This window comes from Tsuneonella deserti (assembly GCF_014644315.1).
GTDB lineage: Bacteria > Pseudomonadota > Alphaproteobacteria > Sphingomonadales > Sphingomonadaceae > Tsuneonella > Tsuneonella deserti.
On sequence record NZ_BMKL01000001.1, the window covers coordinates 1,367,741 to 1,391,086 of the forward strand.

Sequence of the window (23,346 nt, forward strand, 5' to 3'; positions counted from 1 at the left end):
CAACGCTTCGAGGCAAGAATGGTGGCAGGCCGAAATTTTTGCCGTAACAGCAAGCCGATGGGCAGGGCTTATTCCTTCGGACCATTTGTGCTCGACGGCGCCGAACGGCGGCTGCTGCGAGACGGGCGACCGGTGGACGTCTCGGGGCGCTATTTCGACGCCCTGGTGCTTCTCGCCAGCGAGGACGGCCGTCTGGTGACCAAGGAACGGTTTCACCAAGAGGTCTGGCGCGGCATTCCAGTAACCGACGAAGCGCTGACCCAGTGCATTCGCTCGCTCAGGAAGGCGCTCGATGATGATGCTGCGGCGCCCAGGTACATCGAGACCGTGCCGCGGCATGGCTACCGCTTCATCGCGCCCCTGGACGGTCCACGGGAGGATCCGGCACCCCACGAACGCACGGCATGGTCGCTGCATGCCACCGCACAAGATGCCGTTGCAGCTGCTATCGGAGGGGGCGTGGCGGGTGTGATCGGTGCCTTGCTCTACCTCTCGGCCGGTCTCGTAACGCCCCGGATGGGAACTGCTTCCACCCTTCTCGTCCTCGTCAGCATCAATCTCTTCCTCGGCGTGCTCGGCGGAGCAGCGGTGGGTCTTGGCCTCGCAGCCGGGCGGCGCAGCGGAAGGGGTGCGTGGCGGCTCCTGGCGGGGGGAGCAGCCGGAGGCCTCATCGTCGGGTCCTTCGCGCACATGATCGGTGCCGACCTGTTCGAACTCCTGTTCGGCCGATCCCCGGGCGCGATTACGGGCGCTGCCGAAGGCGCGACACTTGGCCTTGCGACCGGCGCCGGCCTCGCCCTTGCCTCTCGCACCTCGGCCCACCGCCTGTGGCTTCGCGGAACGACGGGGTTCCTCGCAGGAGCGACGGGAGGCGCAGCCATTGCGGCGGCAGGCGGCAAGCTCATGGTTGGAAGCCTGGCCGAACTGGCGCTGCGTTTCCCCTCTTCGCGATTGGGGATCGATCAAGCTAGCGCCGGAATGGCTGGAGGGACCAGCAGGCTCGCGCTGGCGATCGTAACGACCCTTGAGGGCGCATTGTTCGTCGGCACCGTTGTCGCGGCTCTCATGGCCGCAGAGCGCCTGCGTAGCGACAATTCCTGAGCCGGATTTCAGCCAAAGATCATTCCCACCTCATGACGCTCACCCGGCGCGGGTGAATGAAGACCCTCCTGCATCGATGGGAGTGAGTCCGATGAACCAAAATGTCATGATGAGCGAGCGCTCGACGCGTGTCCTGAGAATTGCCGGCTGGTCGCTGGCCATTATGCTCCTGATTGCGCCCGCGATAGCGATGCAGTTCCCCAACACCGGAGTGGACTGGACCGCCAGTGATTTCGTCTTCGCCGCGCTCGTGTTCGCCCTCGTGGGCGGGCTCCTGGAACTGGCGGCTCGGGCGAGTCGCAACATATCTTACCGTGCGGCGGTACTCATGGCCGTGGCTTGCGCCTTCCTGCAACTGTGGATCACACTCGCAGTCGGCATCATCGGCAGCGAGAACAATCCGGCAAACTGGACCTACATCGCCATGGTAGTGTTCGCCCTGTCGGTATCGACGGTCACCCGAGGAAAAGCGCAGGCACTCTCCCGCGGGATGGTGGTGATGGCCGTGGTCCAATTGTCATTCAGCGCGATGCATCTGCTGGATGGGCATTTCACTGCAGTGATCGACTTGTTCTTCGCCTGGCTGTGGCTCGGATCCTCACGCCTGTTCGCCCGCGCCGCGAGGCAGACCTTGGAGAGTTAGCACACCTCGGCGGTGTTAAGCGGGAGCGGCCCGGGCGGTGCCCTAGCCGGCGACATCCAGAACGGATCGCCGGCAAGCCGGTGCCGGTCACCGTAAACTTCTCTCAGCACACTCGCGAGAGATGGATCGTACAACGCGAGATCATCGTCATTCACGATCCGGCGCCCGTCGAAGGCGGCGAGCTTATTTGAATTGAACCAGAACTGCGTTCCCTCGGCCCAGTACTCGTCAACGCTCGTGGAAGCGTATTCGTTTTTCCAAAGCCCGGACGCGACCGCCCGAGCGTAGGATTCATCGATCCGCTTTGAAAGGCCGGGATCGACCGCTCTGATCGCGGCAAGGATATCGTGGCTGAACTCGTGAACAAAGATCGTCTCGCCGTAATACCGGCTGGAGGGTAGCCCGAGCAGGTCTTCCGCCGCCCCGCTGGTGAGCGGTCCTGCCATTCCCCGCGCGCGGGCATTCCAGTATTGGCGGTCCGTCATTGCACCGATGCGCTCGTCGTAATGCTTTCTCTCACACCGGGTCAGACGGGGATCAGAGCGATCGGGGCGGGTCCAGTGTGCCTGCTCCGGCAGGTCGGTAGTCGACTCGCTCTCGGCCATGATGGCGACGCGGTAGCCATTGAGCGCCAGCCAGCGCCCGAGGTCCGGCCGCCGCGACAACATGTCATCGATCACGCGGGCGGCGATTTCCAACGCCTGCGCCGGCACCTTGGCCGATCCGACAACCGGGATTCCGCTCGCATCCGCGCGCTGCGAGTAGAAGCGTTCCGCCGACAAGCCGTTACCCGGCACCGTTTGGCACGCGGCAATGCTCGCCGCAGCCACCGCCACGATGATGGTTTTGAGCGCCTTCGGCACCAAGCGCCGGTCAGTAAACCCGCTTCTTAGGCTTGATATACTGCACGTCGTCAGTGAGGGTGTATTCGTGCACCGGACGGTAATCGAGGCGGGTCGTACCGCCCTTGCCGCCCCAGCCATCGAACCAGGCCACCGTGTGCTTCATCCAGTTGGCATCGTCGCGTTCTGGGAAATCCTCGTTGGCATGGGCGCCGCGGCTTTCCTGGCGGTTTGCCGCGCTCGCGATGGTCACGCTTGCCTGCGAAATGAGGTTGTCGAGCTCAAGCGTCTCGATCAGGTCGCTGTTCCAGATGAGCGAGCGGTCAGTCACCGAGATGTCTTCCATTGAACGGTAAATCCCGCCGATCTGCTCCACGCCTTCCTTCATGAGCTCCTCGGTCCGGAACACCGCGGCATGCTTGCTCATCGACTGCTGCATCGCCTTGCGGATCGCCGCGGTCGGCTGACTTCCCTTGGCGTGGCGGAAGTGATCGAGCCGCGACAGCGCGAGCTCCGCACTGTCCTTGGGCAACTCCTCATGCGAAGTGCCCGGCTTGATCGTGTCGCGCAGACGATGACCGGTCGCCCGGCCGAACACCACGAGATCGATCAGCGAGTTCGAGCCAAGACGGTTGGCGCCGTGTACCGAGACGCATGCGGCCTCGCCCACCGCGAAGAGCCCGGGAACCACCGTTTCAGGATTGCCGTCCGGCCCGATGGTCACGACTTCGCCGTGATAGTTCGTCGGGATGCCGCCCATGTTGTAGTGCACGGTCGGTACCACCGGCAGCGGCTGGCGGGTCAGATCCACGCCGGCGAAAATCTTGCCGCTTTCGGTGATGCCCGGAAGCCGCTCGGCAAGGATCTTGGGATCGATGTGATCCAGGTGCAGGTAGATATGGTCCTTGTTCGGACCCACGCCGCGTCCCTCGCGGATTTCCAGCGCCATCGAACGGCTGACAACGTCGCGGCTCGCGAGGTCCTTCGCGCTGGGGGCGTAGCGCTCCATGAAACGCTCGCCTTCGGAATTCGTGAGGTAACCGCCCTCGCCGCGCGCGCCTTCGGTAATCAGAACGCCCGCGCCGTAGATGCCGGTCGGGTGGAACTGCACGAACTCCATGTCCTGCAGCGGCAGCCCGGCGCGCAGCACCATGCCGCCACCGTCGCCAGTGCAGGTGTGCGCGCTTGTCGCGGTGTAGTAGCAGCGCCCGTAACCGCCGGTCGCCAGCACCACCGATTTCGCCCGGAAGCGATGGATCGAACCGTCGTCCATGCACAGCGCGATCACGCCGCGGCAAGCGCCGTCCTGCATGATGAGATCGATCGCGAAATACTCGATGAAGAAGTCCGCATCATACTTCAGGCTCTGCTGGTAGAGCGCGTGAAGCATCGCGTGGCCGGTGCGGTCAGCGGCTGCGCAAGTGCGTTGCACTGGCGGACCTTCGCCCATGTTCTGCATATGGCCGCCGAAGGGGCGCTGGTAGATCGTCCCATCATCGTTGCGGCTGAATGGAACGCCGGCGTGCTCGAGTTCATAGACCGCCTGGGGCGCTTCGCGCACCATGTACTCGATTGCATCCTGGTCCCCGAGCCAGTCCGATCCCTTGACGGTATCGTACATGTGCCACTGCCAGTGATCCGGCGTATTGTTGCCGAGGCTTGCGGCGATACCGCCCTGTGCAGCGACCGTATGGCTGCGGGTCGGGAACACCTTGGTGATGCACGCGGTGCGCAAGCCGGCTTCGGCGGCGCCCATCGTCGCACGCAGGCCAGAGCCGCCTGCGCCGACGACGACGACGTCATACGTATGGTCGATGATCTTGTATGCCGGCTGCGTGCCGGAAGTCTGGGTATTCTGCGTCGCCATCAGGCGGCACCTCCGGAAAACGCAATGCGCGCGATGCAGAACAGGCCGAACGCGATCCCCGCGATAACAGCGAGCGACAGCGCCATCATCGCGCCGAACTTGTTGCCATCCTCATGAACGTAGTCGCCGATCATCTCGGCGACTCCCATGCGCGAATGCCAGAAGAACGTGATGACCATCAACGCCAGACCGGTGGCGACAAGTGGCTGAGCCGCCCACGCGCGCATGGTGGCGAACGAATAATCGTCCAGAAACGCGAGCGAAAACACCAGGAACGCGCCGAGCACGAGGCTCGCGACCGAGGTGTAGCGCATGAGGACCCAGTCATGGGCGCCGTGGCGCGCCGAGCCGAGGCCGCGCACCCGCCCGATCGGCGTCCCCTTGGGAACATAGCGTTCGATTGTCGGATCTTTGCTCATGCTTTGTCCTAGCGAAGAAGGATGAAAGCCCAGAAGACGACGGTCAGCAGTATTCCGCCGATCATCGACACCATCGAGCCAATCTTGTTGTTGCCGAGCTCATAGTTGGCGCCCATGTCGAGCACGAGGTGACGCAGCCCCGAGCACAGGTGAGTGAAGAAAGCCCAGCTCAGGCCAACCAGCACCACCATCCCCAACGGATGCCCCGCCACCGCCTGGAACGTCCCGTAGGCATCGGCGCCGCTCGCCAGTGCGCCGAGCCACCAGAGCAGTACCGGGAGACCGACGAAAGCCATTCCCTGGCCGGTGATCCGGTGAAGTATCGAGACCGCCATATGCGGCCCCCATTTCCAGATCTGCAAGTGCGGTGAAATCGGGCGGTTGGCCATCGACAGGTCCCGGTTGAAAAGTGCGCCTTCCCCTTAACGCCTTGCTCCCGGCGCGCAAGCGGGCCGCTTCGACTTCACGCGTGTTGTGTTGGTGCGACGAGTGATGAATAGCGCGCCGAATGACGACTATTCTCCTGACCGGCGCTTCGCGCGGCATCGGCGCGGCCGCCCTAGCCGCGCTCCAGGCACGCGGCGCGCAAGTTATTGGCCAGGCAACCCGTTCGGCGCCCGGTGTCCTCGGAGCCGATTTCACCGAACCCCAGGCTCCGCAGATACTGTGGGAGCAAGCTCTGGAAGCGGCCGGTGGCTCGATCGATGTGCTCGTCAACAACGCGGGGCTGTTCTCTCCTAACCCGGTCGAAGGCTCCGACATAGGCTGGCTCGATGCCTGGGAGGACACGCTGCGGATCAACCTGACCGCCGCCGCCCAGCTCAGCAGGTTCGCCATCCGCCACTGGCAGGAGCGGGGCGCCGAAGGACGGGTCGTGCACGTTGCTAGCCGCGCCGGACACCGCGGCGATTCGCCGGCGCACTGGCACTACGCGGCCGCGAAAGGCGGAATGCTGGCCCTGCACAAGACGATCGCGCGGGGCTACGCTGCGCAGGGGATCCTGAGTTACGCCATCGCGCCCGGGTTCACTGACACCGGGATGGCAGAAGACTACCTCGCAAGCCGTGGCGGGCCCGGCCTGCTCGCTGATATCCCGCTGGGCCGGGTAGCGACGCCCGACGAAATTGCCACCATGATCGTGTTCTGCGCGCTAGATGCACCGCCGAGCATGACTGGCGCCACGCTCGACGCAAACGGCGCGAGCTATGTTCGCTAGGATTCGTCTTTTCGCAGTTCTGGCTTTGCTCGGAGGCTGCGCGACTGTGCCTGCTCCGCAGCTGGCGGATGCCGCACCGGGGCAACGGGCATGGGCGCAGGCCTGTGACGAGTTCGACGAGTGGGACAAGCCCGGCCCTCCATTCCGGGTGTACGGCGATACCTATTATGTTGGAACTTGCGGTATCACGGCTCTCCTGGTCACGAGCCGAAAAGGTCATGTCCTAATCGACAGCGGCACCGAAAAGGGCGCCGAGATCGTCCTAGCCAATATCCGCTCGCTCGGGTTCGATCCGCGCGACGTGAAGGCTCTGCTGATGAGCCACGAGCACTTCGACCACGTTGGTGGAATGGCCCGCCTGCAGGCGGCGACGGGCGCACCTGTATTTGCCTCGCCAGAGGCGGCCGCCGTCCTTCGCACCGGGCTTCCCGGAGGAAGCGACCCGCAGGCCGCTTCCGGACATCCCGCTTTCCCGCCGGTGTCGGGGCCCATCCATGACGTGGCCTTTGAGATGCCCATGCTCGCATCGCGAAGGTTCCAGCCGATAATAACTCCGGGCCACACTCCCGGGGCGACCAGTTGGACATGGCCGAGCTGCGAGGGCACGACCTGCAAGCAGATCGTCTATGCCGATAGCCTCAGCGCGATTTCGGCGGATGGTTACCGCTTTTCGGATCACCCTGCGTATCTCGCCGGATTCCGCAGAGGGATAGCCCGGATTGCAGCTGCACCCTGTGACATCGTGCTCGCCCCGCACCCCAGCGCCGCGGACATGCGGGGGCGTTTGCTGGGTCACCGCGCAATATCCAATCCCGCGGGCTGCCGCGAGTATGCCGCGCGGGTCGGTTCAACGCTCGATAAACGCCTGGCAGACGAGACCACCGGTGGCTGACTGCTGGACCATCCGTGCGGAAGTGTCCAGGGAGGTTGCGCGCGCTGCCTTGCTGGCGCACGAGGACGCTGTCGACTGGCCCGATGACTGGGTGCTCACCGGCATGGAAGTCGCCGATGACCGTCCCGACGATTGGTTCGTGGAAGTATATCTGGCGCACGAACCCAGCGCATCCGACCGCAAGCGGGTTGCGGCATTGTTCCACGGTGGCTCGCCGGCGTTCCGGGTCTCGCGTCTGGAGAACGAGGACTGGGTGACTCTCAGCCAGGCCGGGCTGGAACCGATAAAGGCGGGACCGTTTCGCGTGCGCACGCCGGAATTCCCGAAAGAGCCGGGCACCCTGGATTTCGTGATCCCCGCTAGCCAGGCGTTCGGAACCGGACATCACGCCACCACCGCCGGTTGCCTGGCCATGCTCGCGGAAATGAAGCGGCGCGGCACCCTCGTCCGGAACGTGGCCGACATCGGCACCGGGACGGGGCTTCTCGCGTTCGCCGCTCTCGCGCTGTGGCCCCGTGCGCTAGCCACCGCGAGCGACATCGATCCTGTCTGCACGGCGGTCGTCGAAGCCAACGCGGTCGCCAATTCTGTGACTCTCGGCTCGCGACAAGGGGAAGTGACGATGGTCGTTGCGGACGGCATGGCAGACCCCCTGCTCCAGGCGCGCGGCCCGTATGACTTGCTGATCGCCAACATCCTCGCCGGTCCGCTGGAAGAGCTCGCGCCCGACTTCCGGCGCTCGGTAATCCCGGGAGGAAGCCTGCTGCTCGCAGGTCTCCTGACCACCCAGGAAGGTGCGGTTCGTTCCGCCTATCTCAGAGCCGGCTTCCGGCTCGCGGGTCGCCTCGTGAATGGCGACTGGTCGATCTTGTGGCTGCGTCGCAGGCGAAACTACTCGCTCCAGCGGTCGAGCGCGTCCCTGTAAGCATCCCGCGCGGTATCGCGCCGCTCTTTCAGCCGCCGAACTTCCTTTTCGTGTTTCGTCCGAAGCGACGAAAGCTTGCGCTCGATCGCGTCCCGTTGCTTCTCAAGTTCAGCGCGCTCCGCTGCCTGACGCTTCTCGGCATCGGCCAGCGCGGCATCGGCGGCATCGAGACGGCTGCGCTTGGGGGGCTTGCCCTTCTTCGGCTTGGGCTTTTCTTTGCCGGCCATCGCCGTAGGCTTCCTGCGCGGCCCCAAGGCCTTCAGTTGGTCGGCGAGGCCGCCACGCGATTTCATAATGACCTCGCCGGGGCGCTTGAGCGGCTCGGCCATCAGTTCCTTATCGGTAACCTGTTCGGCGACGCCGCGTGCAAACAGATCGACATCCGCTCCCCACGCTTCCAGGGCTGCCTTCCGGCTGGACGCGGCCACGTACGCATCGTGAAACCCGGCGGAAGTGCGGAAGACCTTGAGCGCGCGTGGCATGAGCACAAAGCGCCGTCATTCGGCCCTGGTTCCGCCTATTGCCCGACGCTGGCGACAATCTCGGCCCAGGCAGCCTCATCGATGACTTCGATGCCCAGTTCTGCAGCCTTCTTGAGCTTGCTGCCAGCGCCGGGGCCCGCGACGATCAGATCGGTCTTCGCGCTGACCGAACCGGCTGCCTTGGCGCCAAGCCGCTCCGCCTGTGCCTTGGCCTCGTCCCTGCTGATCGTCTCCAGCTTGCCGGTGAACACCACGGTCTTGCCGCTGACTGCACTCTCGAGCGTTTGCACCTCATAGCGCGGCGGAGCGACTTCCTGGAGGAGGTCATCCCAGACCGCGCGGTTGTGCTCTTCGTGGAAGAAGTCGCCCAACGCCTCGACAACCGCCGGCCCCACGCCTTCGATGGAAGTCAGTTCGCCCAACGCGGCCGGATCGCCGCGGGCAGCATCCTGAGCGGTCGAGCGCAGCACCGGAAGCTCGTGAAAACGCTTCATCAGGTCGCGAGCCGTCACCGCGCCTACGTGGCGAATGCCCAGGCCGAACAGCAGCCGCGCTGCATCGGGCGACCGCTTGGACTCGATCGCTGCCAGGAGGTTGTCGACCGATCTCTCCTGCCAGCCATCGCGGCCGATCAAGTCTGACCGGTGGAGCTTCAGACGGAAGATATCCGGTGGCCCCTTATCGAGCCAGCCAAGCTCCATGAACTCGGCGATGGTCTTTTCACCCAGGCCCTCGATATCGAGCGCGCCGCGGCTGACGAAGTGGCGCAGCCGCTCGAACTGCTGTGCCTTGCAAACGAGGCCGCCGGTGCAGCGGACATCCACTTCCCCTTCCTCGGCCACCGCTTCGCTGCCGCACACCGGGCAGTGACCGGGAAACTCGAAGGCGGGGCGCCGCTCGTCCCGCGTGAGGTTCTCGACCACCTGGGGTATAACATCACCGGCCCGTTGAACGACGATCCGGTCGCCTTCACGCAGGCCAAGACGAGCGATCTCATCGCGGTTGTGAAGGGTGACATTGACGACCGTCACGCCGCCGACGAGGACTGGGGAGAGTCGTCCGACCGGCGTCAGCTTGCCGGTCCTTCCGACCTGGATGTCGATTTTCTCAAGCGTCGTCTCGGCCTGCTCGGCCGGAAATTTGTGCGCCAGCGCCCAACGGGGAGCCTTACCCACCGCACCGAGCCGGCGCTGGAGGGCGAGATCGTCGACCTTGTAGACCACCCCGTCGATATCGTACGGGAGACTGGCTCTCCGCCTTCCAATGTCGCGATAGTGCCCCAGCATTTCCGCCACCGATCGGCAGAGCACCAGATCCGGGCTGACCGGCAGGCCCCAGCTTTCCATTCGCTTGACCATGGCGAATTGCCCGGGCTCCGGGAGATCCGAAGTGGCTCCCCAGCCGTGCGCCCAGAAGCGCAGCCGGCGCTGCGCGGTGATACCGGCGTCCTTTTGCCTCAGCGAACCCGCCGCGGCATTGCGCGGAGTCGCGAAAATCTTTCCGCCGGCTTCATGCTGCGCAACATTCAGCGCAGCAAAGTCATCCTTTGCCATGTACACTTCGCCGCGGACCTCGAAAACGGCCGGGACCTGTCCGCGCAGCTTCTGCGGGATATCCGGGATGTGCGCGACATTGGCTGTCACGTCTTCGCCGACCTCGCCGTCACCTCGCGTGGCCGCGCGCACGAGGACGCCACCCTCGTACCGCAGCGAGCAGGACAATCCGTCGATCTTGTCCTCGGCCGTGAAGGCAATCGGCGCATCGCCGGGCAAGGCGAGAAAGCGGCGGATACGGGCGACGAACTCCTCGACCTCGGCGTCCGAGAACGCGTTGTCGAGGCTCATCATGCGCACTTCATGGCGCACCTTGCTCAGGGGCGACGCGGCGACTTCGTGCCCTACCCCGCGCGAAGGGGAATCGGCACGCACGAGGTGAGGGAATGCCGCTTCGAGTTCCGCATTGCGCCGAACCAACGCGTCGTACTCGGCATCGGAGATCTCCGGCGCGTCCTCGGCATGATATAGCCGGTTATGCCGCGCGATCGCCTTGGCGAGCCGCATGAGTTCATTCGCCGCCTCGGCCTCGGAGACGGAAGGGATCATCGGCGACGCAACCTGGCGAGGATGGTGGGCTCCAGTTCCAGGTAAGCAGGGGCGCCCGGGGTGATGACGTCGAAATGGCTCGCGCCCGGGTTCTCGATCACGTCCACTTGCACACCCGCCTGACGCAGCGCTGCCAATCCTTCTGCCCCCGGCGCCGGGAGCCTGGCCTGGACAAACAGCACCTCGCCCAGACCGGAAGAGTGCCTCACGGGAGAGATCGCGGCATACCGTTCCGGGACCTCATCCACTGTCCCGCCCATGAAAGGGGTTACGGCAGCAAACTCGCACAAGGCATCGAACGGCTGCTGGTCGCGAGCGAGGTCGGCAGGGCCATCGAAAACAATCGCGTCCGCTCCAGTAACCGGCTCCCGCTTGCCAATCGGCCCGTCCGGACCCTGCCCGCTCGCCAGCCATTGCGCGGGCAAGGCGCCGGCGGAATGACCGACAAATGTCAGCCTGGTCATATCGAATCGTTGATCGTTGCGGAGATTCTGCACGAGGTGCCCGATCGCGTGCCAATCCGCGAAACTGCCTGGCCAGCCTCCGCCATCGCCGACCTCGCGGTAATCTACGTTGAGCGTGGCGATGCCCTCTTGCTGCCAGCGCGTCGCAAGCGGTGCCATGTAGCTGCGATCCGCGATGCCCGTTTTCCAGCACCCGCCGTGGAAAAGCACAGCGAGCGGGAATGGCCCCTGCCCGGTCGGAACCCGCAGATCGGCGACCGCTCGCGCGTGCGCTGCGTAGCGCAGGATCGCGTCAGGCTTTGACGGCGCAAGATACGCATCGGTGCCATACATGCCGAGCGGTGCCGCAGGCGTCTGGCGCTGTTCGCTCATCGCGCAACCTGCCAGCAGCAGCAATGCAGCGGTCGCCACGATAATTCGCGAAGACGCACTCACACCCCCTCCAGCAGCCGGTCGGCCTGGGCTCGCGCCTCCGGCGTGACTTCCGCACCGGAGAGCATCCGTGCGATTTCCTCCTGCCGGGCCGCGGCATCGAGAAGCGTTACGGAGGTGCGGGTCACGGTTCCTTCGCTCGTCTTGTGAATGACGAAATGCGTCCGTCCCCGCGCGGCCACTTGCGGTGAGTGGGTAACGACGAGGACTTGTCCGCCTTCCGCCAGACGCGACAGGCGCTCACCGATGGCGCTGGCGACCGCTCCGCCGACGCCGCGGTCGATTTCATCGAAAATCATGGCGGCCGCTCCGCCTCTTTCGGCCAGCGCGACCTTCAGAGCAAGAATGAAGCGGCTCAGCTCGCCGCCGCTCGCGATCTTGTTGAGCGGCGCGAAGTCCGCGCCGGGGTTGGTAGCGATGAGAAACTCCACCATGTCGATCCCGAAGGGTCCCCAGCGCTCCTCGGGAAGTTCAGTAACGGCCGTGCGGAAGCGGGCGGCGTCGAGCTTCAGGGGCGCCAGTTCTCCCGCCACGGCGCTGTCGAGCCTGTCGGCGGCGGTGATGCGCGCCTCGTGAAGCGCCCGCGCGCGCGCGCTATAAGTTTCACCGGCTTTCCTGGCAGCGGCCGACAGCACGTCGAGTTCGGCTTCCCCGCCCTCGATCGCGTCGAGTTGCGCCCGCAATTCGCGCATCTTGTCGGGCAGATGGTCAACCTCGCAGCGATGCTTGCGCGCAATCGCACGCAAATCAAACAGACGCGTCTCCGCGCGCTCCAGCGCCAACGGGTCGTGGACCAACGCGCTGGCTGCCGCCGAAAGTTTGTCTTCGGCCTCGCTCGCCTCGATCACCGCGCGGTCAAGCGCGCCCAGTGCATCGGCTAGAAGCGGGTGCTCGGCGGCAATCCGATCGAGCCGTCGGGCTGCCACCCGCAAGGCAGCGAGGGGGGAATCGGACCCCTCCCAAAGTTGCCGTAGCAGTTCGAGATCGCCGGAAAGCCGCTCTCCCTTCTGCATGGCTGCGCGCGCTTCGGCGAGCCGTGCTTCTTCTCCGGCCTGCGGCTCGATCGCGGATAGCTCCGCCAAGTGCGCCAGGAGCAGGTCCTGGTCCGCCTGGGCGGTTTCCACCTGAGTCCGCGCAGCGGCGAGACGCTCTTCCGCTGCGCGCCATTCCGCCCAAGCGGCAGTTACGCTGGCCGGATCGCTCTGAGCAAACCGGTCGAGCAGTGCGCGATGCCCGCGCGGATTGACGAGCCCGCGGTCGTCATGCTGACCGTGCAGTTCGACCAGCGCCGGTGCCATCTCCCGCAACAGCGCGACGCCGACCGCCTGGTCGTTCACGAACGCCTTGCTGCCGCCGTCAGCTTTCAAGGTACGCCGCAATATGAGCGGTTCGCCGGCTTCGATGACAATATCAGCATCGCTGAGCGTTTCCGATATCGCTGGCGGCAGGGCGGCAAATTCGAATGTTGCTGCGACGCTCGCCCGGTCGGCGCCCGCGCGCACCAGGCCGCTCTCGGCACGATTGCCCAGCACCAGGCCAAGTGCATCGAGGAGTATCGACTTGCCGGCACCCGTCTCGCCGGTGAGGACTCCGAGTCCTCCGCGAAAATCAAGGTCCAGTGCCTCTATCAGCACGATGTTGCGGATGGTGAGGCGCGTCAGCATTCGCGCTTTCTCTAGCTTAACCCCCTGCGCGCGTCACGCGGCGAGCGCGCATTTCCCACGCCGCTTGCGCACGAGCCAGCTCGAGAAATGCGTCGGGCGACACGGGTCTGGAGCGCAGAAAGCCCTGGAAGACGTCGCAACCCTCGCGCGCGGCGATTTCGCGCTGTCCCGCGGTTTCGATACCTTCGGCGATGACACTCAGCTCCAACGCTCGCGCCAGCGCGACGATCGCGCGCAATACTGCAAGATCGCGGCTATCCTCCTCGATGCCCTCGATCATGGATCGATCGAGTTTCAGCGCGTCCAGCGGGAGGAGCTTGAGATAGCGGAAATTACAGAAGCCCCCGCCGAAATCGTCGAGCGCGATCCGGACGCCGAAGCTCTTGAGAGCAGTCAGGATGCTGGCACTACGCTCGAGGTCGTCGAGCAGCACCTGCTCGGTAAGCTCGATGGTCAAGCGTTCGGCCGGAAAACCGCTGTCGCTGACAATATGCGCGAAGTCATGGGCAAACCCTGCGCTCGCCAGATCGGCCGGCGTAACATTGATGGAGAGGCGCATATCGGACGGCCAGTCTTTCGCCAGCGCCAGAGAGCGCTCAGCAATATGGCGCGACAGGTGTGCGACGTGTTCGGCCCTCTCGGCGATCGCGAACAGCGCACCGGCCGCAATCTGGCCCACCCTCGGATGATTCCAGCGCGCAAGAGCCTCGGCGCCGATGACCCGGTCGGTTGGGAGATCATACTGGGGCTGGAACGCGATCTCGATTTCACCGCAGTCGATTGCGGTGAGAAGATCCGCCTCGATCTCGGCCGCCCGCATCCCCATGGGGGCGCGGGAGTGACCTGCCCAGGCGATCCTCGCACCGGGCCGGTCGTGAGCTTGGGCCAACGCTCCTGCAAGGCGATCGAGCACATGGTCCGAACGCTCCCCTGGAAGAACGCGAAGAAGCGCGACGCGCGGCCACAGCCTGACGGTTCCGACGCCGTCGATAGCAGCGATCGGTGCGGCAAGCGCTTCGCCGAGGGCTTCGCCGAGCCACTGCCACCGTTCGCGGCTGATCGCCTCGCGAGCGATCAGAGCAAACTTTCCTCCGCCGAGGCGGGCGGCAAGCCATTGGCCGTGATCGAGTTCGTCCGTTGCAAAGTTGAGTATGCGGCGCGCCACTTCGATCAGCGCACCGTCTCCGGTCGCTTCTCCGTAAGCGAGGTTGACCGAATCGAACCTCCCGAGACCGATCAGCAAGGCATGGACCGGGGCCGCGCGAGATCCGCCGGTCGACTCTCCGCGCCAGGTGTCCAGGCACCTGCGCACGGCATCGACGTTGACCAACCCGGTCAGGGCGTCGCGGCGGCAATCATGGAGGTCGAGCATGCTGGCCATCGCTATCCCCCTAGCGCTTCTGTCGCAGCCAAGCGCCCCTGCCAAAGCGCGCGTTGCCAAATGGGACGACGGCAATTAGCGTTGGTGAACGGCCCTGGTAAACGCGGGGTATAGCGGAAGAGGGCGCGTGAACGGGGAGATCGACGTCAAGCGGCTCGCGCTTCTCGCGTCGCGTACCGACCGAGCGATGGCGGCGGCGGCAGAACTGCGCGAACATTTCGATTTCGTCTCGCTCGAGCGTGCAGCGGCAGTCGTGGTGCTTGGCGGCGACGGATTCATGCTCCACACCCTTCACCGGATGCTGGATCGGGGCACCGTCCTCCCGGCCTACGGGATGAATTGCGGCACGGTTGGTTTCCTGATGAACCGCTATCGCAACCCGGCCAAACTCGCCGAGCGGCTGGCCAAGGCGCGTGATTTCCAGATCGCGCCCCTGCGAATGGAAGCCATCCAGCAGGACGGAAAGCGACATATCGCCTGCGCGATCAACGAAGTGTCACTTCTGCGTGAAACGCGCCAGACGGCCAAGATCGAGATCGTCCTGGACGGGAAGACCCGGCTCAAGGAACTGGTCTGCGACGGAGTGCTGCTGGCCACTCCCGCCGGCTCGACCGCGTACAATCTATCGGCCAACGGCCCCATCCTCCCGCTTGATTCGCAACTGCTGGCCCTTACCCCGATCAGTCCGTTCCGGCCCCGGCGCTGGTCAGGCGCGGTGCTCCCCGAACGCAGCCGGGTCAGTTTCAAGGTCAACGAGCCGGCCAAGCGCCCGGTCTCCGTCGTCGCTGACCAGAAGGAATTCCGCGACATTGCGGAGGTGCACCTGGAGATCGCGCGCGAGAACCAGCTCACCTTGTTGTTCGACCCCGGCCATGCGCTCGACGAACGCATCGTCGCCGAACAATTCGCAGTATGAATTCGACAGACTTTCTACCGCGATCAGGTCGGGCTTGCCAAACCGCAGGGCCCTCCATATAGGCGCGCTCCTGCCGGATGGCTGCTCCCCGATAGCTCAGCGGTAGAGTAGGTGACTGTTAATCACTTGGTCGTTGGTTCGAATCCAACTCGGGGAGCCACTTTTCGCACTTGAAGGCGCTAGCGGCCGACTGCCCCGCTCTTCGGACAGTCAGTCGAGGTATCGCCGCCGCGGTGGATCGCATCGGCAGTCGTAACGCCCCTTCACCGCCGAGTTCAAGAACTGTCCTGCCGAGCGGGCTTCGCACAGCTCGCGGTACACTTCAGCCGGCACATCTGCGTAGATGTAACGTCGCCGACCAGTGAACCAGATGCTGAGTTCGCGCTTGCGGGCATTGTAGGCCACTCGCTCGATTGCGGACGACGCTCTCATTTCAAGGACTGGCATGATGCACCAGCGTCCGCGGAATCTCGGCGTTCCGCGACCAGCGGCAGAGCGAATCGGATTCGCGCCAGAACGAATCGAGGCACTTCCGGAACTGCATCCTGACCCTCAGGTTGACTCGCCCATGACCAGCTTTTCGAGAGCGCGCCGTGAGGCCGCGAACCGGCTTCGGGTGACGACACACGACCTGCCGGAGGTCGAGCATTTCCATGTATGTCCGGTGTGCGGCCAACGCGTGGACCGCCGCAGACTGGGCGACGTGATCTACCACGCGCGCCGCCTTCATTCACCTCTGCCGGAGATTGGCCCGGGAGACGGCGCGGACCTTTTGACAGCGCTCCCCGTTCTACATTTCTAACCACAAGGATCCGTTTCCATGCTTCTTCGAATGGCTACCCTGGGCGCGCTCGGTTACGCAGCCTACAAGTACTACGGGAACAACCGCGACAAGGTCGACGGCGCGATCCGCGGGCTCACCTCGGGCGAGAGAGGCTCCGGGTCGGTAATCGAGGATACGCCCGGCCTCGCCGGCGGGCCGCTGAGCGGCCAGGCGAGAGTGGTGCACGCCGGCGAAGGACCGCTTGCCTAGGCTCCGAACAGCAGGCGCGCGCCGACCCAGATCGTCAGCGCGGCGGTGAGCCACCTGATCGCGGTCTGAGGGAGATACCGGACCGCCAGCAGGCTGCCGATCTGTCCGCCGATGACGACCGCGAGCAGAAGTGGCAAGCCCAGCGCGATCGCCTCCCCCATCCGATCGGGTCCGCTTTTGACAAGCTGACCGGCAATGCCGAACAGCGAATTCACCAAGATGAAGAGTGCGGCTGTGGCCGCCACCGCCCGGGCGTTATTCCACCGCGTGAGGTGGAGAAGAGGGGCGAGAAAGATGCCGCCGCCGATTCCGACCAGACCCGCCAGATAACCGATTGGAGCCGCGGCCAGCGTCATCCATCTCGCTCCGCCTGTCGGCTCGCCCTCGCGAGTGGAGGTTTGCGGAAAGAGGAGCGTCGCCCCGGTGAGAACCAGGCTCCCTCCGAGCACAGTCATGAATGCAGCCTCCTTGATCGGAGTAAGCCCCCCCAGAAAGGCGGCCGGGGCGGCGATGGCGGTGAGCGTGGCTGCATTCCGCCACGGGATGATCCGCGCGCGCGCGAAACGAATCGAACTTCCGGCCACGACTGCCACGTTGCAGGCAAGGGAAAGTATCGGCAGCAACCGGTAATCGAAGCCAGAAAGCGCCAGCAACGCGCTGTAGGTCGAGCCGCCGCCGAAGCCCACCGAGGCGTAAAGGAGCGCTGTGAGCGCGAAGGCTGCGGCAAGCACGGGCACGACCCGGTTCCCCTAGCACAGCGCTTGCGGCATCATAGCGCCAGGAGGGATGCAAGCGATGGATCCAGCGACGATCAGACTGGGCGATAGCCTCACCCGTGCCAGACCTTCAGGCGCTGGCGCAATTGCCGCCATCACCGCCGACGCTTTTCGTGAGGATCCTTTCAATCGCTGGCTGTTCGGCTCCTTTTCGGGGATGGCCGGGGTGTTCGGCGCCCTCGCCCGGCATGTCTATGTACCGCGCGGGTTCTCCTACCTCCTCGACGATGCAGGGGCGGCGATGTGGATGCTGCCCGGCGGAGACAGCGAGCCGCCGCTGGCTGCGCTGCCGGGCCTCTACGCTTCGGTCATTTTCAAAAGTAGTTGGGGTGCAAGGCGGCGGACGGATGCAACCGTGGCAGCCATGGCCAGGCACCGCCCGACCTTCGACCATGCCTACCTGTTCACCATCGGACTCCGTCCTCATGCCCAGGGCAAGGGACATGGACGCAAGCTCATCCAGCCTGTGCTTGATGCATGCGACCGCGCGGGACTGCCGGCATATCTGGAGAATTCGAACCCGGCCAACCGTGGTTTCTACCGCTCTTGCGGCTTCGAGCGCGTGGCAATGATCGAGGTCATGCCGGGCGCGCCGCCGCTCGAAGCGATGCTACGCGCGCCCGGAGGAAAACTGCCCTAGACCGCGGCCTTGGCTCCCACCGCGCCGTGGCAATGCTTGTACTTGTTGCCCGAGCCGCAGGGGCACGGGGAATTGCGGCTGATGTCCTGACCCGCCCACGGGTTGTCAGCCACTCCGCCCGGCCCCGCTTCCGCCACCGGCGAACCGGCAAGCGAGCCGAACAACGCTTCCCGAACCCGCGAGCCATCGCCGTCGTCGGAATCTTCCACGCCCATCAGCGGGTCGATATGCCCGGTGAGGAAGTCCGGCAGGTCCGGCAGCGACAGCGGTGCCTGCGGCGCCGGGAGGCGGAACTCGCTGCGCATCAGGATCGAGGTGACGTCCTCACGCAGGGTTTCGAGCATCCGCTCGAACAGCATGAACGCTTCGCGCTTGTACTCGTTGATCGGCTGCTTCTGCGCATAGGCGCGCAGGAAGATCACCTGCCTGAGCGCGTCGAGAGTGGACAGGTGTTCCTTCCAGTGGTGGTCGAGCCGCTCGAGCAGGATCTGCTTCTCGATCCGCTTCCACATCTCGGGATCGGTATCGGCGACCTTGCGGTCCATGACCTCATCGGTGAGCGCGCGAAGGCGCTCCTCGAGCATCTCGGGTTCGACATGGTCTTCCTCGACCCATGCCTCGAACGGGGCATCGACGCCCAAGATATCGATGGCCCGCTGCTTCAACCCCGCGACATCCCACTGTTCGGGGTACGAACCCGGAGGACATGCTTCGCCCACCAGCGTGTTGACGGTGTCGTGACGCATATCGGCGACCACCTCGTCGACGGCATCGGCATCCATGATGTCTGCGCGCTGCTCGTAAATCACCTTCCGCTGGTCGTTCATCACGTCGTCGTATTCGACGACTTGCTTGCGGATATCGTAGTTGCGCGCCTCGACCTTCTTTTGAGCTGTCTCGATCGCCTTCGACAGCCACTTGCTGCCGATTGCCTCGCCGTCCTGAAGGTTGGAATTCATCATCCGCGCGAACAGCGTGTCCGGGCCGAAGATGCGCAGCAGGTCGTCCTCGAGGCAGAGATAGAACCGGCTCAGGCCCGGGTCGCCCTGGCGTCCCGCGCGTCCGCGAAGCTGGTTGTCGATACGCCGGCTTTCGTGCCGTTCGGTGCCGAGCACGAACAGGCCGCCAGCTTCAAGCACCTTCTGGCGTTCGGCGGCGACTTCGGCCTTGATGCGCTCGATCGCGGCATCCCGTTCGGGCCCTTCGGGCATGTCCCTGAGCTCGTCCTCGGTTCGGAATTCAACGTTGCCGCCGAGCTGGATATCCGTGCCGCGGCCCGCCATGTTCGTCGCGATGGTGACCGCGCCAAGCCGGCCTGCCTGGGCGACGATGTGCGCCTCCATCTCGTGGAAACGCGCGTTGAGTACGGAGTGCTTGACGCCTTCCTTCTCGAGAAACTCGCTTAGCAGCTCGCTCTTTTCGATCGAGACCGTGCCCACCAGCACCGGCTGCCCGAGCTTCGATTTCTCCGCGATGGCTTTGGCGATGGCCTGGAACTTGTCCTGCGTGTTCTTGTAGAACTCGTCTTCCTCGTCGATCCGCGCGACCGGCTTGTTGGTCGGAATCTCGACGACGTTCATCTTGTAGATGTCCCAGAACTCGGATGCTTCGGTCGCCGCGGTGCCGGTCATGCCGGAGAGCTTGGGATACATGCGGAAGTAGTTCTGGAAGGTAATCGAGGCCATCGTCTGGTTCTCGGGCTCGATCTTCACGCCTTCCTTGGCCTCGACCGCCTGGTGCAGGCCGTTGGACCAGCGACGTCCGTCCATCATGCGGCCGGTGAACTCGTCGATGATGACGATCTTCTCGTCCTTCACGATGTAGTCGATGTCGCGCTTGAACATCACGTTCGCCCGCAGCGCCTGGTCGAGGTGGTGGACCACTTGCGTGTTCTCCACGTCATAGAGGTTGGGCGTCACGAGCAAGCCGCTGTCGGCCAGCATCGCCTCGATCCTCTCGGCGCCGTCTTCCGTCCAAGAGATCGATTTGGTTTTCTCGTCCGCCTCGTAATAGCTCTCGTCGATCGATTTCACGATCGCGTCGATCGAGATGTAGAGGTCTTGCTTGTCCTCGGTCGGACCCGAGATGATCAGCGGAGTCCGGGCCTCGTCGATCAGGATTGAATCCACCTCGTCGACGATCGCGAAATTGAACGGACGCTGCACCATTTGCGAGCGCTCGTGCTTCATGTTGTCGCGCAGGTAGTCGAAGCCGAACTCGTTGTTCGTGCCGTAGGTGATGTCCGAGCCGTACGCCTCGCGCCGCTCGAATTCGTTGAGATTGGGCACGATCACGCCGACGGTCAGGCCGAGAAACTTGTGGATGCGTCCCATCCAGTCAGCGTCGCGGCGGGCGAGATAGTCGTTGACGGTGACGACATGGACGCCCTTGCCTTCGATCGCATTGAGATAAGTGGCAAGCGTCGCCACCAGCGTCTTGCCTTCGCCCGTGCGCATTTCGGCGATCTCGCCGCGATGGAGCACTATGCCGCCCACCATCTGAACGTCGAAGTGCCGCATCCCAAGCACGCGCCTGGAAGCTTCGCGCACCGTCGCGAACGCTTCAGGCAGAATGTCGTCGAGTGTGCTGCCAGCGGCAAGCTGGTCGCGGAATTTCTGCGTCTGCGCGCTCAGTTCGGCATCCGTAAGCGCCTCGATCTGGGGTTCGAGCGCGTTGATCTGGCGAACGGTTTTGTCGAGCGACTTGACGTAACGGTCGTTGGAAGACCCGAAAACGGCCTTGGCAATGTTCTGGAGCATGGAATGGCCTGACGGCTAGAGGATGTGAACGAGGGCGCCACCGGCGCGCTTGGGGCCGGTCGGGCAAACGTAAGGAAGTGCTGTGCTGCGCCTGCGCTATTCGCGCGCGCGGTCCGGACCAAGCTGGACGGTCGGGATGTAAACGACGATCGCCCGGCGAGGGGTGCAAGCCCGCTTGGCCGCGGCCTTGGCCTGCGTGGTCGTTCGCTGCGCGGTCGTGTTGCATGCGGCCTGTTGACCGCCTTGCGAAACTGCGGGGCTGTTTTCCACCTGCTGCCCGAACTCGAGCATCATGCGCGCTTCGGCGGGCGTCGCGATGGACGCAAGGCCGGTGATCAGCGCGAGACAGGCGAGTATGCGGCGCAACATTGCCGACGATAGATAAGCCCTGTGCGGCATCTCGTCCACCCCTGCCTGAATCGCGTTTACGTCGTCCGCCAGTGTTTATACTGGCCGATGAATGAACATCGAACGCTCACCACTCGCCGTCGCTTTCCCAGAAACTCCGGCGATTGGCGGCGCCACGCCCACAGTTGCGCGCGCCGGTTACAAGGACTGGGGCCGGTGCGATCTTACCTTGGTGGAGCTGGCTCCTGGCACCGCGGTGGCAGGCGTGTTCACCAGGAACGTGTGCTGTTCTAGCGAAGTGGAACTGGGGCGGGAGCAGGTGCGCCTCGGCAAGGCACGGGCACTGGTTGTCAATGCGGGCAACTCGAACGCCTTTACGGGCTATCGAGGACGCGAAGCGGTCGAGGCGATCATGGCGCAGGTCGCCGAACATTTCGGCTGCGAGCCCAGCGACGTCTTCGTCTGCTCGACCGGCGTCATTGGCGTTCCGCTGCCTCAGGAAAAGGCGCGGGAAGGCTTGAGCGCAGCCTTCGTTTCATCTCCCTGTTCATGGGAGGAAGCTGCCCTAACCATCGGGACGACGGATACTTTTCCCAAAGGCGCCACGTCCAGCGCGATGATCGGCGGGACCAAGGTCAACCTCGTAGGCATCGTGAAAGGCAGCGGAATGATCGCGCCCGACATGGCCACGATGCTCGGGTACATATTCACGGACGCGGCGGTGGACGCGGACTTCCTCCAGTCGCTGCTTGGGGCGGCGAGCGAAAACACGTTCAATTGCATTACAGTCGATAGCGATACCTCCACCAGCGATACGGTCCTCGCCTTCGCGACCGGGGCTGCGGGGAACGACCCCATCGTCTCGGTCGAAAGCGCCGGCGCGGATGCGTTCGCCGCGGCGCTGCACGATGTGTGCCGCCAGCTCGCCCATCTCGTGGTGCGGGATGGAGAGGGTGCTCGAAAGTTTATCGAGGTCGCGGTTTCCGGGGCGGTGTCCGACGCGAGCGCACGTCGCATCGGACTGGCGGTAGCGAACTCTCCCCTCGTCAAGACGGCGATCGCGGGAGAGGACGCCAATTGGGGCCGCGTGGTCATGGCTGTCGGAAAGGCCGGCGAGCCTGCGGACCGCGACAAGCTGTCGATCGGGTTCGGCGGAACATGGGCTGCCAGGGACGGGCAGCCGCTGCCGGGCTACGACGAGGCTCCTGTTGCCGCCCACCTGAGGGGTTCCGAAATCTCCATCGAAGTCGATCTCGGGATCGGCGATGGGCGCGCGACGGTGTGGACCTGCGACCTGACGCACGGCTACATAGAGATTAACGCCGATTATCGATCATGAGCGCGCTCGATGCAGAAATGCTCGCCCTGCTGCGATTCGCGGCGGAGCGCTCGATCTTGCCCCGGTGGCGCAATCTTTCCGAGCATGAGATCGAGGAAAAGGCCAAAGACGACCTCGTGACGGTCGCCGACCGCGAGGTAGAAGAGTTCCTGTCGGAAGCACTGACGCGGCTTGCCCCGGGCGTCGCGGTGGTCGGGGAAGAAGCTGTCCACGCCGACCCCAGCCTCGGCGAGCGTCTTTCGGGTGCTTGCTGGATCGTCGACCCCATCGACGGGACTACAAATTTCGCGAGCGGGCACGGCCACTTCGCGACGATGGTCGCGCTGGCGGATGGCGGGGAAGCGATCGCCGCCTGGATCTACGATCCGCAGCGGCAGCGGATGTGCCGCGCGCGTCGCGGTGAAGGCGCCTTCGTGAATGAGGAACGACTGGTGGCGCGGCGATGCGAGGCACACCCGCCCCGGCTTGCCGCAATGACGCGCTACATGGCGCTCCCCCAGCGCACGCTGTTCGACACGCGCATCGCGCCTCGTTTCGAGCTGGTCGACGCCCCGGGATGCGCGGCCGAGCAGTACCCGCTCGTAGCGACGGGAGAGCACGACATCGCGATCTACGAACGCGTCCTCGCGTGGGATCACGCCGCCGGAACGCTGTTCCTCAACGAGGCCGGGGGTCGCTGCGCACACCAGGACGGGTCGCCGTACCGCGTGGATAGCGGACGCAGGGGCCTGGTTGCGGCAGCGTCGCCGGACCTGTGGGACAGCTTTACAAGCATCCTCGACTACGCGGGCTACCGCCCCGGCGAGTAAGGCTTACAGTTCGCTTTCAAGCCAGCTCTTGAGCTGCATCTTCGGTGCTGCGCCCAGCTTCTGGGCAACGGGCTTGCCGTTCTTGAACAGGACCATCAGCGGAATGGACTGCACGCCGATCGAGCCAGGAACGCCGGTGTTCTCCATGATATCCATCTTGGCGATGGTCACCTTGTCCTTGAGTTCGTCCGCGATCTCTTCCAGCGATGGCCCAGCACGGGCTTGTCGGAATCGAGAACGTCCGACTGGAAGCTTGCGTCGGTCACGGCGATGGTCGGCATTGGGAATCTCCTTCT

At 64.6% G+C, this 23,346-nt stretch carries 23 protein-coding genes, 1 tRNA gene and 1 pseudogene; 11 read left to right on the forward strand and 14 right to left on the reverse strand.

Annotated elements, in window-relative coordinates; genetic code table 11:
• The first annotated feature begins 57 nt into the window (after positions 1-57).
• A complete protein-coding gene (locus IEW58_RS06465; protein ID WP_188644380.1) occupies positions 58-1,101 on the forward strand; it encodes a winged helix-turn-helix domain-containing protein in 1,044 nt (347 codons plus the stop codon).
• A gap of 91 nt (positions 1,102-1,192) precedes the next feature.
• Entirely contained in the window at positions 1,193-1,744 is a 552-nt protein-coding gene (locus IEW58_RS06470; RefSeq protein WP_188644381.1) for a hypothetical protein, read from the forward strand.
• Here the strand turns inward: IEW58_RS06470 and IEW58_RS06475 are convergent.
• The 4 genes from IEW58_RS06475 to sdhC are packed head-to-tail and all read right to left on the reverse strand — an operon-like array spanning position 1,741 to position 5,261.
• Positions 1,741-2,607 (reverse strand): glycoside hydrolase, encoded by an 867-nt coding sequence (locus IEW58_RS06475; protein ID WP_229658467.1) that lies wholly within the window; start codon positions 2,605-2,607, stop codon positions 1,741-1,743. The two genes, IEW58_RS06470 and IEW58_RS06475, sit on opposite strands and share 4 nt — an antisense overlap.
• A 10-nt stretch (positions 2,608-2,617) precedes the next feature.
• Positions 2,618-4,453, reverse strand: coding sequence for a succinate dehydrogenase flavoprotein subunit (gene sdhA, locus IEW58_RS06480; RefSeq protein ID WP_188644382.1), 1,836 nt, complete (start codon positions 4,451-4,453; stop codon positions 2,618-2,620).
• Entirely contained in the window at positions 4,453-4,872 is a 420-nt protein-coding gene (gene sdhD, locus IEW58_RS06485) for a succinate dehydrogenase, hydrophobic membrane anchor protein (protein ID WP_188644383.1), read from the reverse strand. The genes sdhA and sdhD overlap by 1 nt, the downstream gene beginning before the upstream one ends.
• A gap of 8 nt (positions 4,873-4,880) precedes the next feature.
• Positions 4,881-5,261 (reverse strand): succinate dehydrogenase, cytochrome b556 subunit, encoded by a 381-nt coding sequence (sdhC, locus tag IEW58_RS06490; protein ID WP_188644384.1) that lies wholly within the window; start codon positions 5,259-5,261, stop codon positions 4,881-4,883.
• A gap of 119 nt (positions 5,262-5,380) precedes the next feature.
• Between sdhC and IEW58_RS06495 the strand changes: the two genes are divergently transcribed.
• Genes IEW58_RS06495 through IEW58_RS06505 form a run of 3 tightly spaced genes read left to right on the forward strand, consistent with a single transcriptional unit; the run spans position 5,381 to position 7,905 of the window.
• Positions 5,381-6,088, forward strand: coding sequence for an SDR family NAD(P)-dependent oxidoreductase (locus IEW58_RS06495; RefSeq protein ID WP_188644385.1), 708 nt, complete (start codon positions 5,381-5,383; stop codon positions 6,086-6,088).
• A 46-nt stretch (positions 6,089-6,134) separates the two neighbouring features.
• Entirely contained in the window at positions 6,135-6,980 is an 846-nt protein-coding gene (bla, locus tag IEW58_RS06500) for a subclass B3 metallo-beta-lactamase (protein ID WP_229658468.1), read from the forward strand.
• A complete protein-coding gene (locus tag IEW58_RS06505) occupies positions 6,973-7,905 on the forward strand; it encodes a 50S ribosomal protein L11 methyltransferase (protein WP_229658469.1) in 933 nt (310 codons plus the stop codon). Before bla ends, IEW58_RS06505 begins: the two co-directional genes overlap by 8 nt.
• Here IEW58_RS06505 and IEW58_RS06510 read toward each other — a convergent pair.
• The 5 genes from IEW58_RS06510 to IEW58_RS06530 form a co-directional block, all read right to left on the reverse strand.
• Entirely contained in the window at positions 7,872-8,234 is a 363-nt protein-coding gene (locus IEW58_RS06510) for a hypothetical protein (RefSeq protein ID WP_229658470.1), read from the reverse strand. The two genes, IEW58_RS06505 and IEW58_RS06510, sit on opposite strands and share 34 nt — an antisense overlap.
• Positions 8,235-8,422: 188 nt before the next feature.
• The gene (gene ligA / locus IEW58_RS06515; protein ID WP_188644389.1) at positions 8,423-10,489 is read right to left on the reverse strand and encodes an NAD-dependent DNA ligase LigA; all 2,067 of its coding nucleotides are present in this window, start codon (positions 10,487-10,489) and stop codon (positions 8,423-8,425) included.
• Entirely contained in the window at positions 10,486-11,364 is an 879-nt protein-coding gene (locus IEW58_RS06520; protein ID WP_188644390.1) for an alpha/beta hydrolase family protein, read from the reverse strand. Before IEW58_RS06520 ends, ligA begins: the two co-directional genes overlap by 4 nt.
• Before the next feature lie 20 nt (positions 11,365-11,384).
• On the reverse strand, positions 11,385-13,049 hold the full coding sequence (gene recN / locus IEW58_RS06525; RefSeq protein ID WP_188644391.1) for a DNA repair protein RecN: 1,665 nt from the start codon (positions 13,047-13,049) through the stop codon (positions 11,385-11,387).
• Positions 13,050-13,065: 16 nt separating this feature from the next.
• Positions 13,066-14,430, reverse strand: a complete 1,365-nt coding sequence (locus IEW58_RS06530) for a bifunctional diguanylate cyclase/phosphodiesterase (protein WP_188644392.1) — start codon at positions 14,428-14,430, stop codon at positions 13,066-13,068.
• A gap of 139 nt (positions 14,431-14,569) precedes the next feature.
• On the opposite strand from IEW58_RS06530, the gene IEW58_RS06535 reads away from it, so the two are divergent.
• The gene (locus IEW58_RS06535; RefSeq protein ID WP_188645696.1) at positions 14,570-15,346 is read left to right on the forward strand and encodes an NAD kinase; all 777 of its coding nucleotides are present in this window, start codon (positions 14,570-14,572) and stop codon (positions 15,344-15,346) included.
• An 85-nt stretch (positions 15,347-15,431) separates the two neighbouring features.
• Positions 15,432-15,506, forward strand: a tRNA-Asn gene (locus IEW58_RS06540).
• Positions 15,507-15,556: 50 nt separating this feature from the next.
• On the opposite strand, the gene IEW58_RS06545 is transcribed toward IEW58_RS06540, so the two are convergent.
• The gene (locus IEW58_RS06545) at positions 15,557-15,793 is read right to left on the reverse strand and encodes a KTSC domain-containing protein (protein WP_188644393.1); all 237 of its coding nucleotides are present in this window, start codon (positions 15,791-15,793) and stop codon (positions 15,557-15,559) included.
• A gap of 385 nt (positions 15,794-16,178) precedes the next feature.
• On the opposite strand from IEW58_RS06545, the gene IEW58_RS06550 reads away from it, so the two are divergent.
• Positions 16,179-16,379 carry a hypothetical protein gene (locus tag IEW58_RS06550; protein WP_188644394.1) on the forward strand — a complete coding sequence of 67 codons (201 nt, stop codon included), beginning with the start codon at positions 16,179-16,181 and terminating at the stop codon, positions 16,377-16,379.
• On the opposite strand, the gene IEW58_RS06555 is transcribed toward IEW58_RS06550, so the two are convergent.
• On the reverse strand, positions 16,376-17,116 hold the full coding sequence (locus IEW58_RS06555; RefSeq protein WP_188644395.1) for a sulfite exporter TauE/SafE family protein: 741 nt from the start codon (positions 17,114-17,116) through the stop codon (positions 16,376-16,378). The genes IEW58_RS06550 and IEW58_RS06555 overlap by 4 nt on opposite strands.
• A gap of 58 nt (positions 17,117-17,174) precedes the next feature.
• Between IEW58_RS06555 and IEW58_RS06560 the strand changes: the two genes are divergently transcribed.
• Entirely contained in the window at positions 17,175-17,795 is a 621-nt protein-coding gene (locus IEW58_RS06560; RefSeq protein ID WP_188644396.1) for a GNAT family N-acetyltransferase, read from the forward strand.
• Here IEW58_RS06560 and secA read toward each other — a convergent pair.
• Positions 17,792-20,554, reverse strand: coding sequence for a preprotein translocase subunit SecA (secA, locus tag IEW58_RS06565; protein ID WP_188644397.1), 2,763 nt, complete (start codon positions 20,552-20,554; stop codon positions 17,792-17,794). The genes IEW58_RS06560 and secA overlap by 4 nt on opposite strands.
• Positions 20,555-20,650: 96 nt before the next feature.
• Positions 20,651-20,953, reverse strand: coding sequence for a hypothetical protein (locus IEW58_RS06570; RefSeq protein WP_229658471.1), 303 nt, complete (start codon positions 20,951-20,953; stop codon positions 20,651-20,653).
• A 61-nt stretch (positions 20,954-21,014) separates the two neighbouring features.
• Here IEW58_RS06570 and argJ point away from each other — a divergent pair, with 61 nt between their 5' ends.
• Both argJ and IEW58_RS06580 read left to right on the forward strand, forming a co-directional pair.
• Entirely contained in the window at positions 21,015-22,241 is a 1,227-nt protein-coding gene (argJ, locus tag IEW58_RS06575; RefSeq protein WP_188644399.1) for a bifunctional glutamate N-acetyltransferase/amino-acid acetyltransferase ArgJ, read from the forward strand.
• Positions 22,238-23,050, forward strand: a complete 813-nt coding sequence (locus IEW58_RS06580) for an inositol monophosphatase family protein (protein ID WP_188644400.1) — start codon at positions 22,238-22,240, stop codon at positions 23,048-23,050. The genes argJ and IEW58_RS06580 overlap by 4 nt, the downstream gene beginning before the upstream one ends.
• A 3-nt stretch (positions 23,051-23,053) precedes the next feature.
• Here the strand turns inward: IEW58_RS06580 and IEW58_RS06585 are convergent.
• Positions 23,054-23,331 (reverse strand): annotated as a pseudogene (locus IEW58_RS06585) (thioredoxin family protein).
• Positions 23,332-23,346: the final 15 nt, after the last annotated feature.

Bases quoted from the DNA above. Each gene is read 5' to 3' on its own strand.
- IEW58_RS06465 (WP_188644380.1), top strand. From the start codon at position 58: ATGGGCAGGGCTTATTCCTTCGGACCATTTGTGCTCGACGGCGCCGAA.
- IEW58_RS06470 (WP_188644381.1), top strand. From the start codon at position 1,193: ATGAACCAAAATGTCATGATGAGCGAGCGCTCGACGCGTGTCCTGAGA.
- sdhA (WP_188644382.1), bottom strand. From the start codon at position 4,453: ATGGCGACGCAGAATACCCAGACTTCCGGCACGCAGCCGGCATACAAG.
- sdhD (WP_188644383.1), bottom strand. From the start codon at position 4,872: ATGAGCAAAGATCCGACAATCGAACGCTATGTTCCCAAGGGGACGCCG.
- sdhC (WP_188644384.1), bottom strand. From the start codon at position 5,261: ATGGCCAACCGCCCGATTTCACCGCACTTGCAGATCTGGAAATGGGGG.
- IEW58_RS06495 (WP_188644385.1), top strand. From the start codon at position 5,381: ATGACGACTATTCTCCTGACCGGCGCTTCGCGCGGCATCGGCGCGGCC.
- IEW58_RS06510 (WP_229658470.1), bottom strand. From the start codon at position 8,234: ATGGCCGAGCCGCTCAAGCGCCCCGGCGAGGTCATTATGAAATCGCGT.
- ligA (WP_188644389.1), bottom strand. From the start codon at position 10,489: ATGATCCCTTCCGTCTCCGAGGCCGAGGCGGCGAATGAACTCATGCGG.
- recN (WP_188644391.1), bottom strand. From the start codon at position 13,049: ATGCTGACGCGCCTCACCATCCGCAACATCGTGCTGATAGAGGCACTG.
- IEW58_RS06530 (WP_188644392.1), bottom strand. From the start codon at position 14,430: ATGGCCAGCATGCTCGACCTCCATGATTGCCGCCGCGACGCCCTGACC.
- IEW58_RS06545 (WP_188644393.1), bottom strand. From the start codon at position 15,793: ATGCCAGTCCTTGAAATGAGAGCGTCGTCCGCAATCGAGCGAGTGGCC.
- IEW58_RS06550 (WP_188644394.1), top strand. From the start codon at position 16,179: ATGGCTACCCTGGGCGCGCTCGGTTACGCAGCCTACAAGTACTACGGG.
- IEW58_RS06560 (WP_188644396.1), top strand. From the start codon at position 17,175: ATGGATCCAGCGACGATCAGACTGGGCGATAGCCTCACCCGTGCCAGA.
- secA (WP_188644397.1), bottom strand. From the start codon at position 20,554: ATGCTCCAGAACATTGCCAAGGCCGTTTTCGGGTCTTCCAACGACCGT.
- IEW58_RS06570 (WP_229658471.1), bottom strand. From the start codon at position 20,953: ATGCCGCACAGGGCTTATCTATCGTCGGCAATGTTGCGCCGCATACTC.
- argJ (WP_188644399.1), top strand. From the start codon at position 21,015: ATGAACATCGAACGCTCACCACTCGCCGTCGCTTTCCCAGAAACTCCG.
- IEW58_RS06580 (WP_188644400.1), top strand. From the start codon at position 22,238: ATGAGCGCGCTCGATGCAGAAATGCTCGCCCTGCTGCGATTCGCGGCG.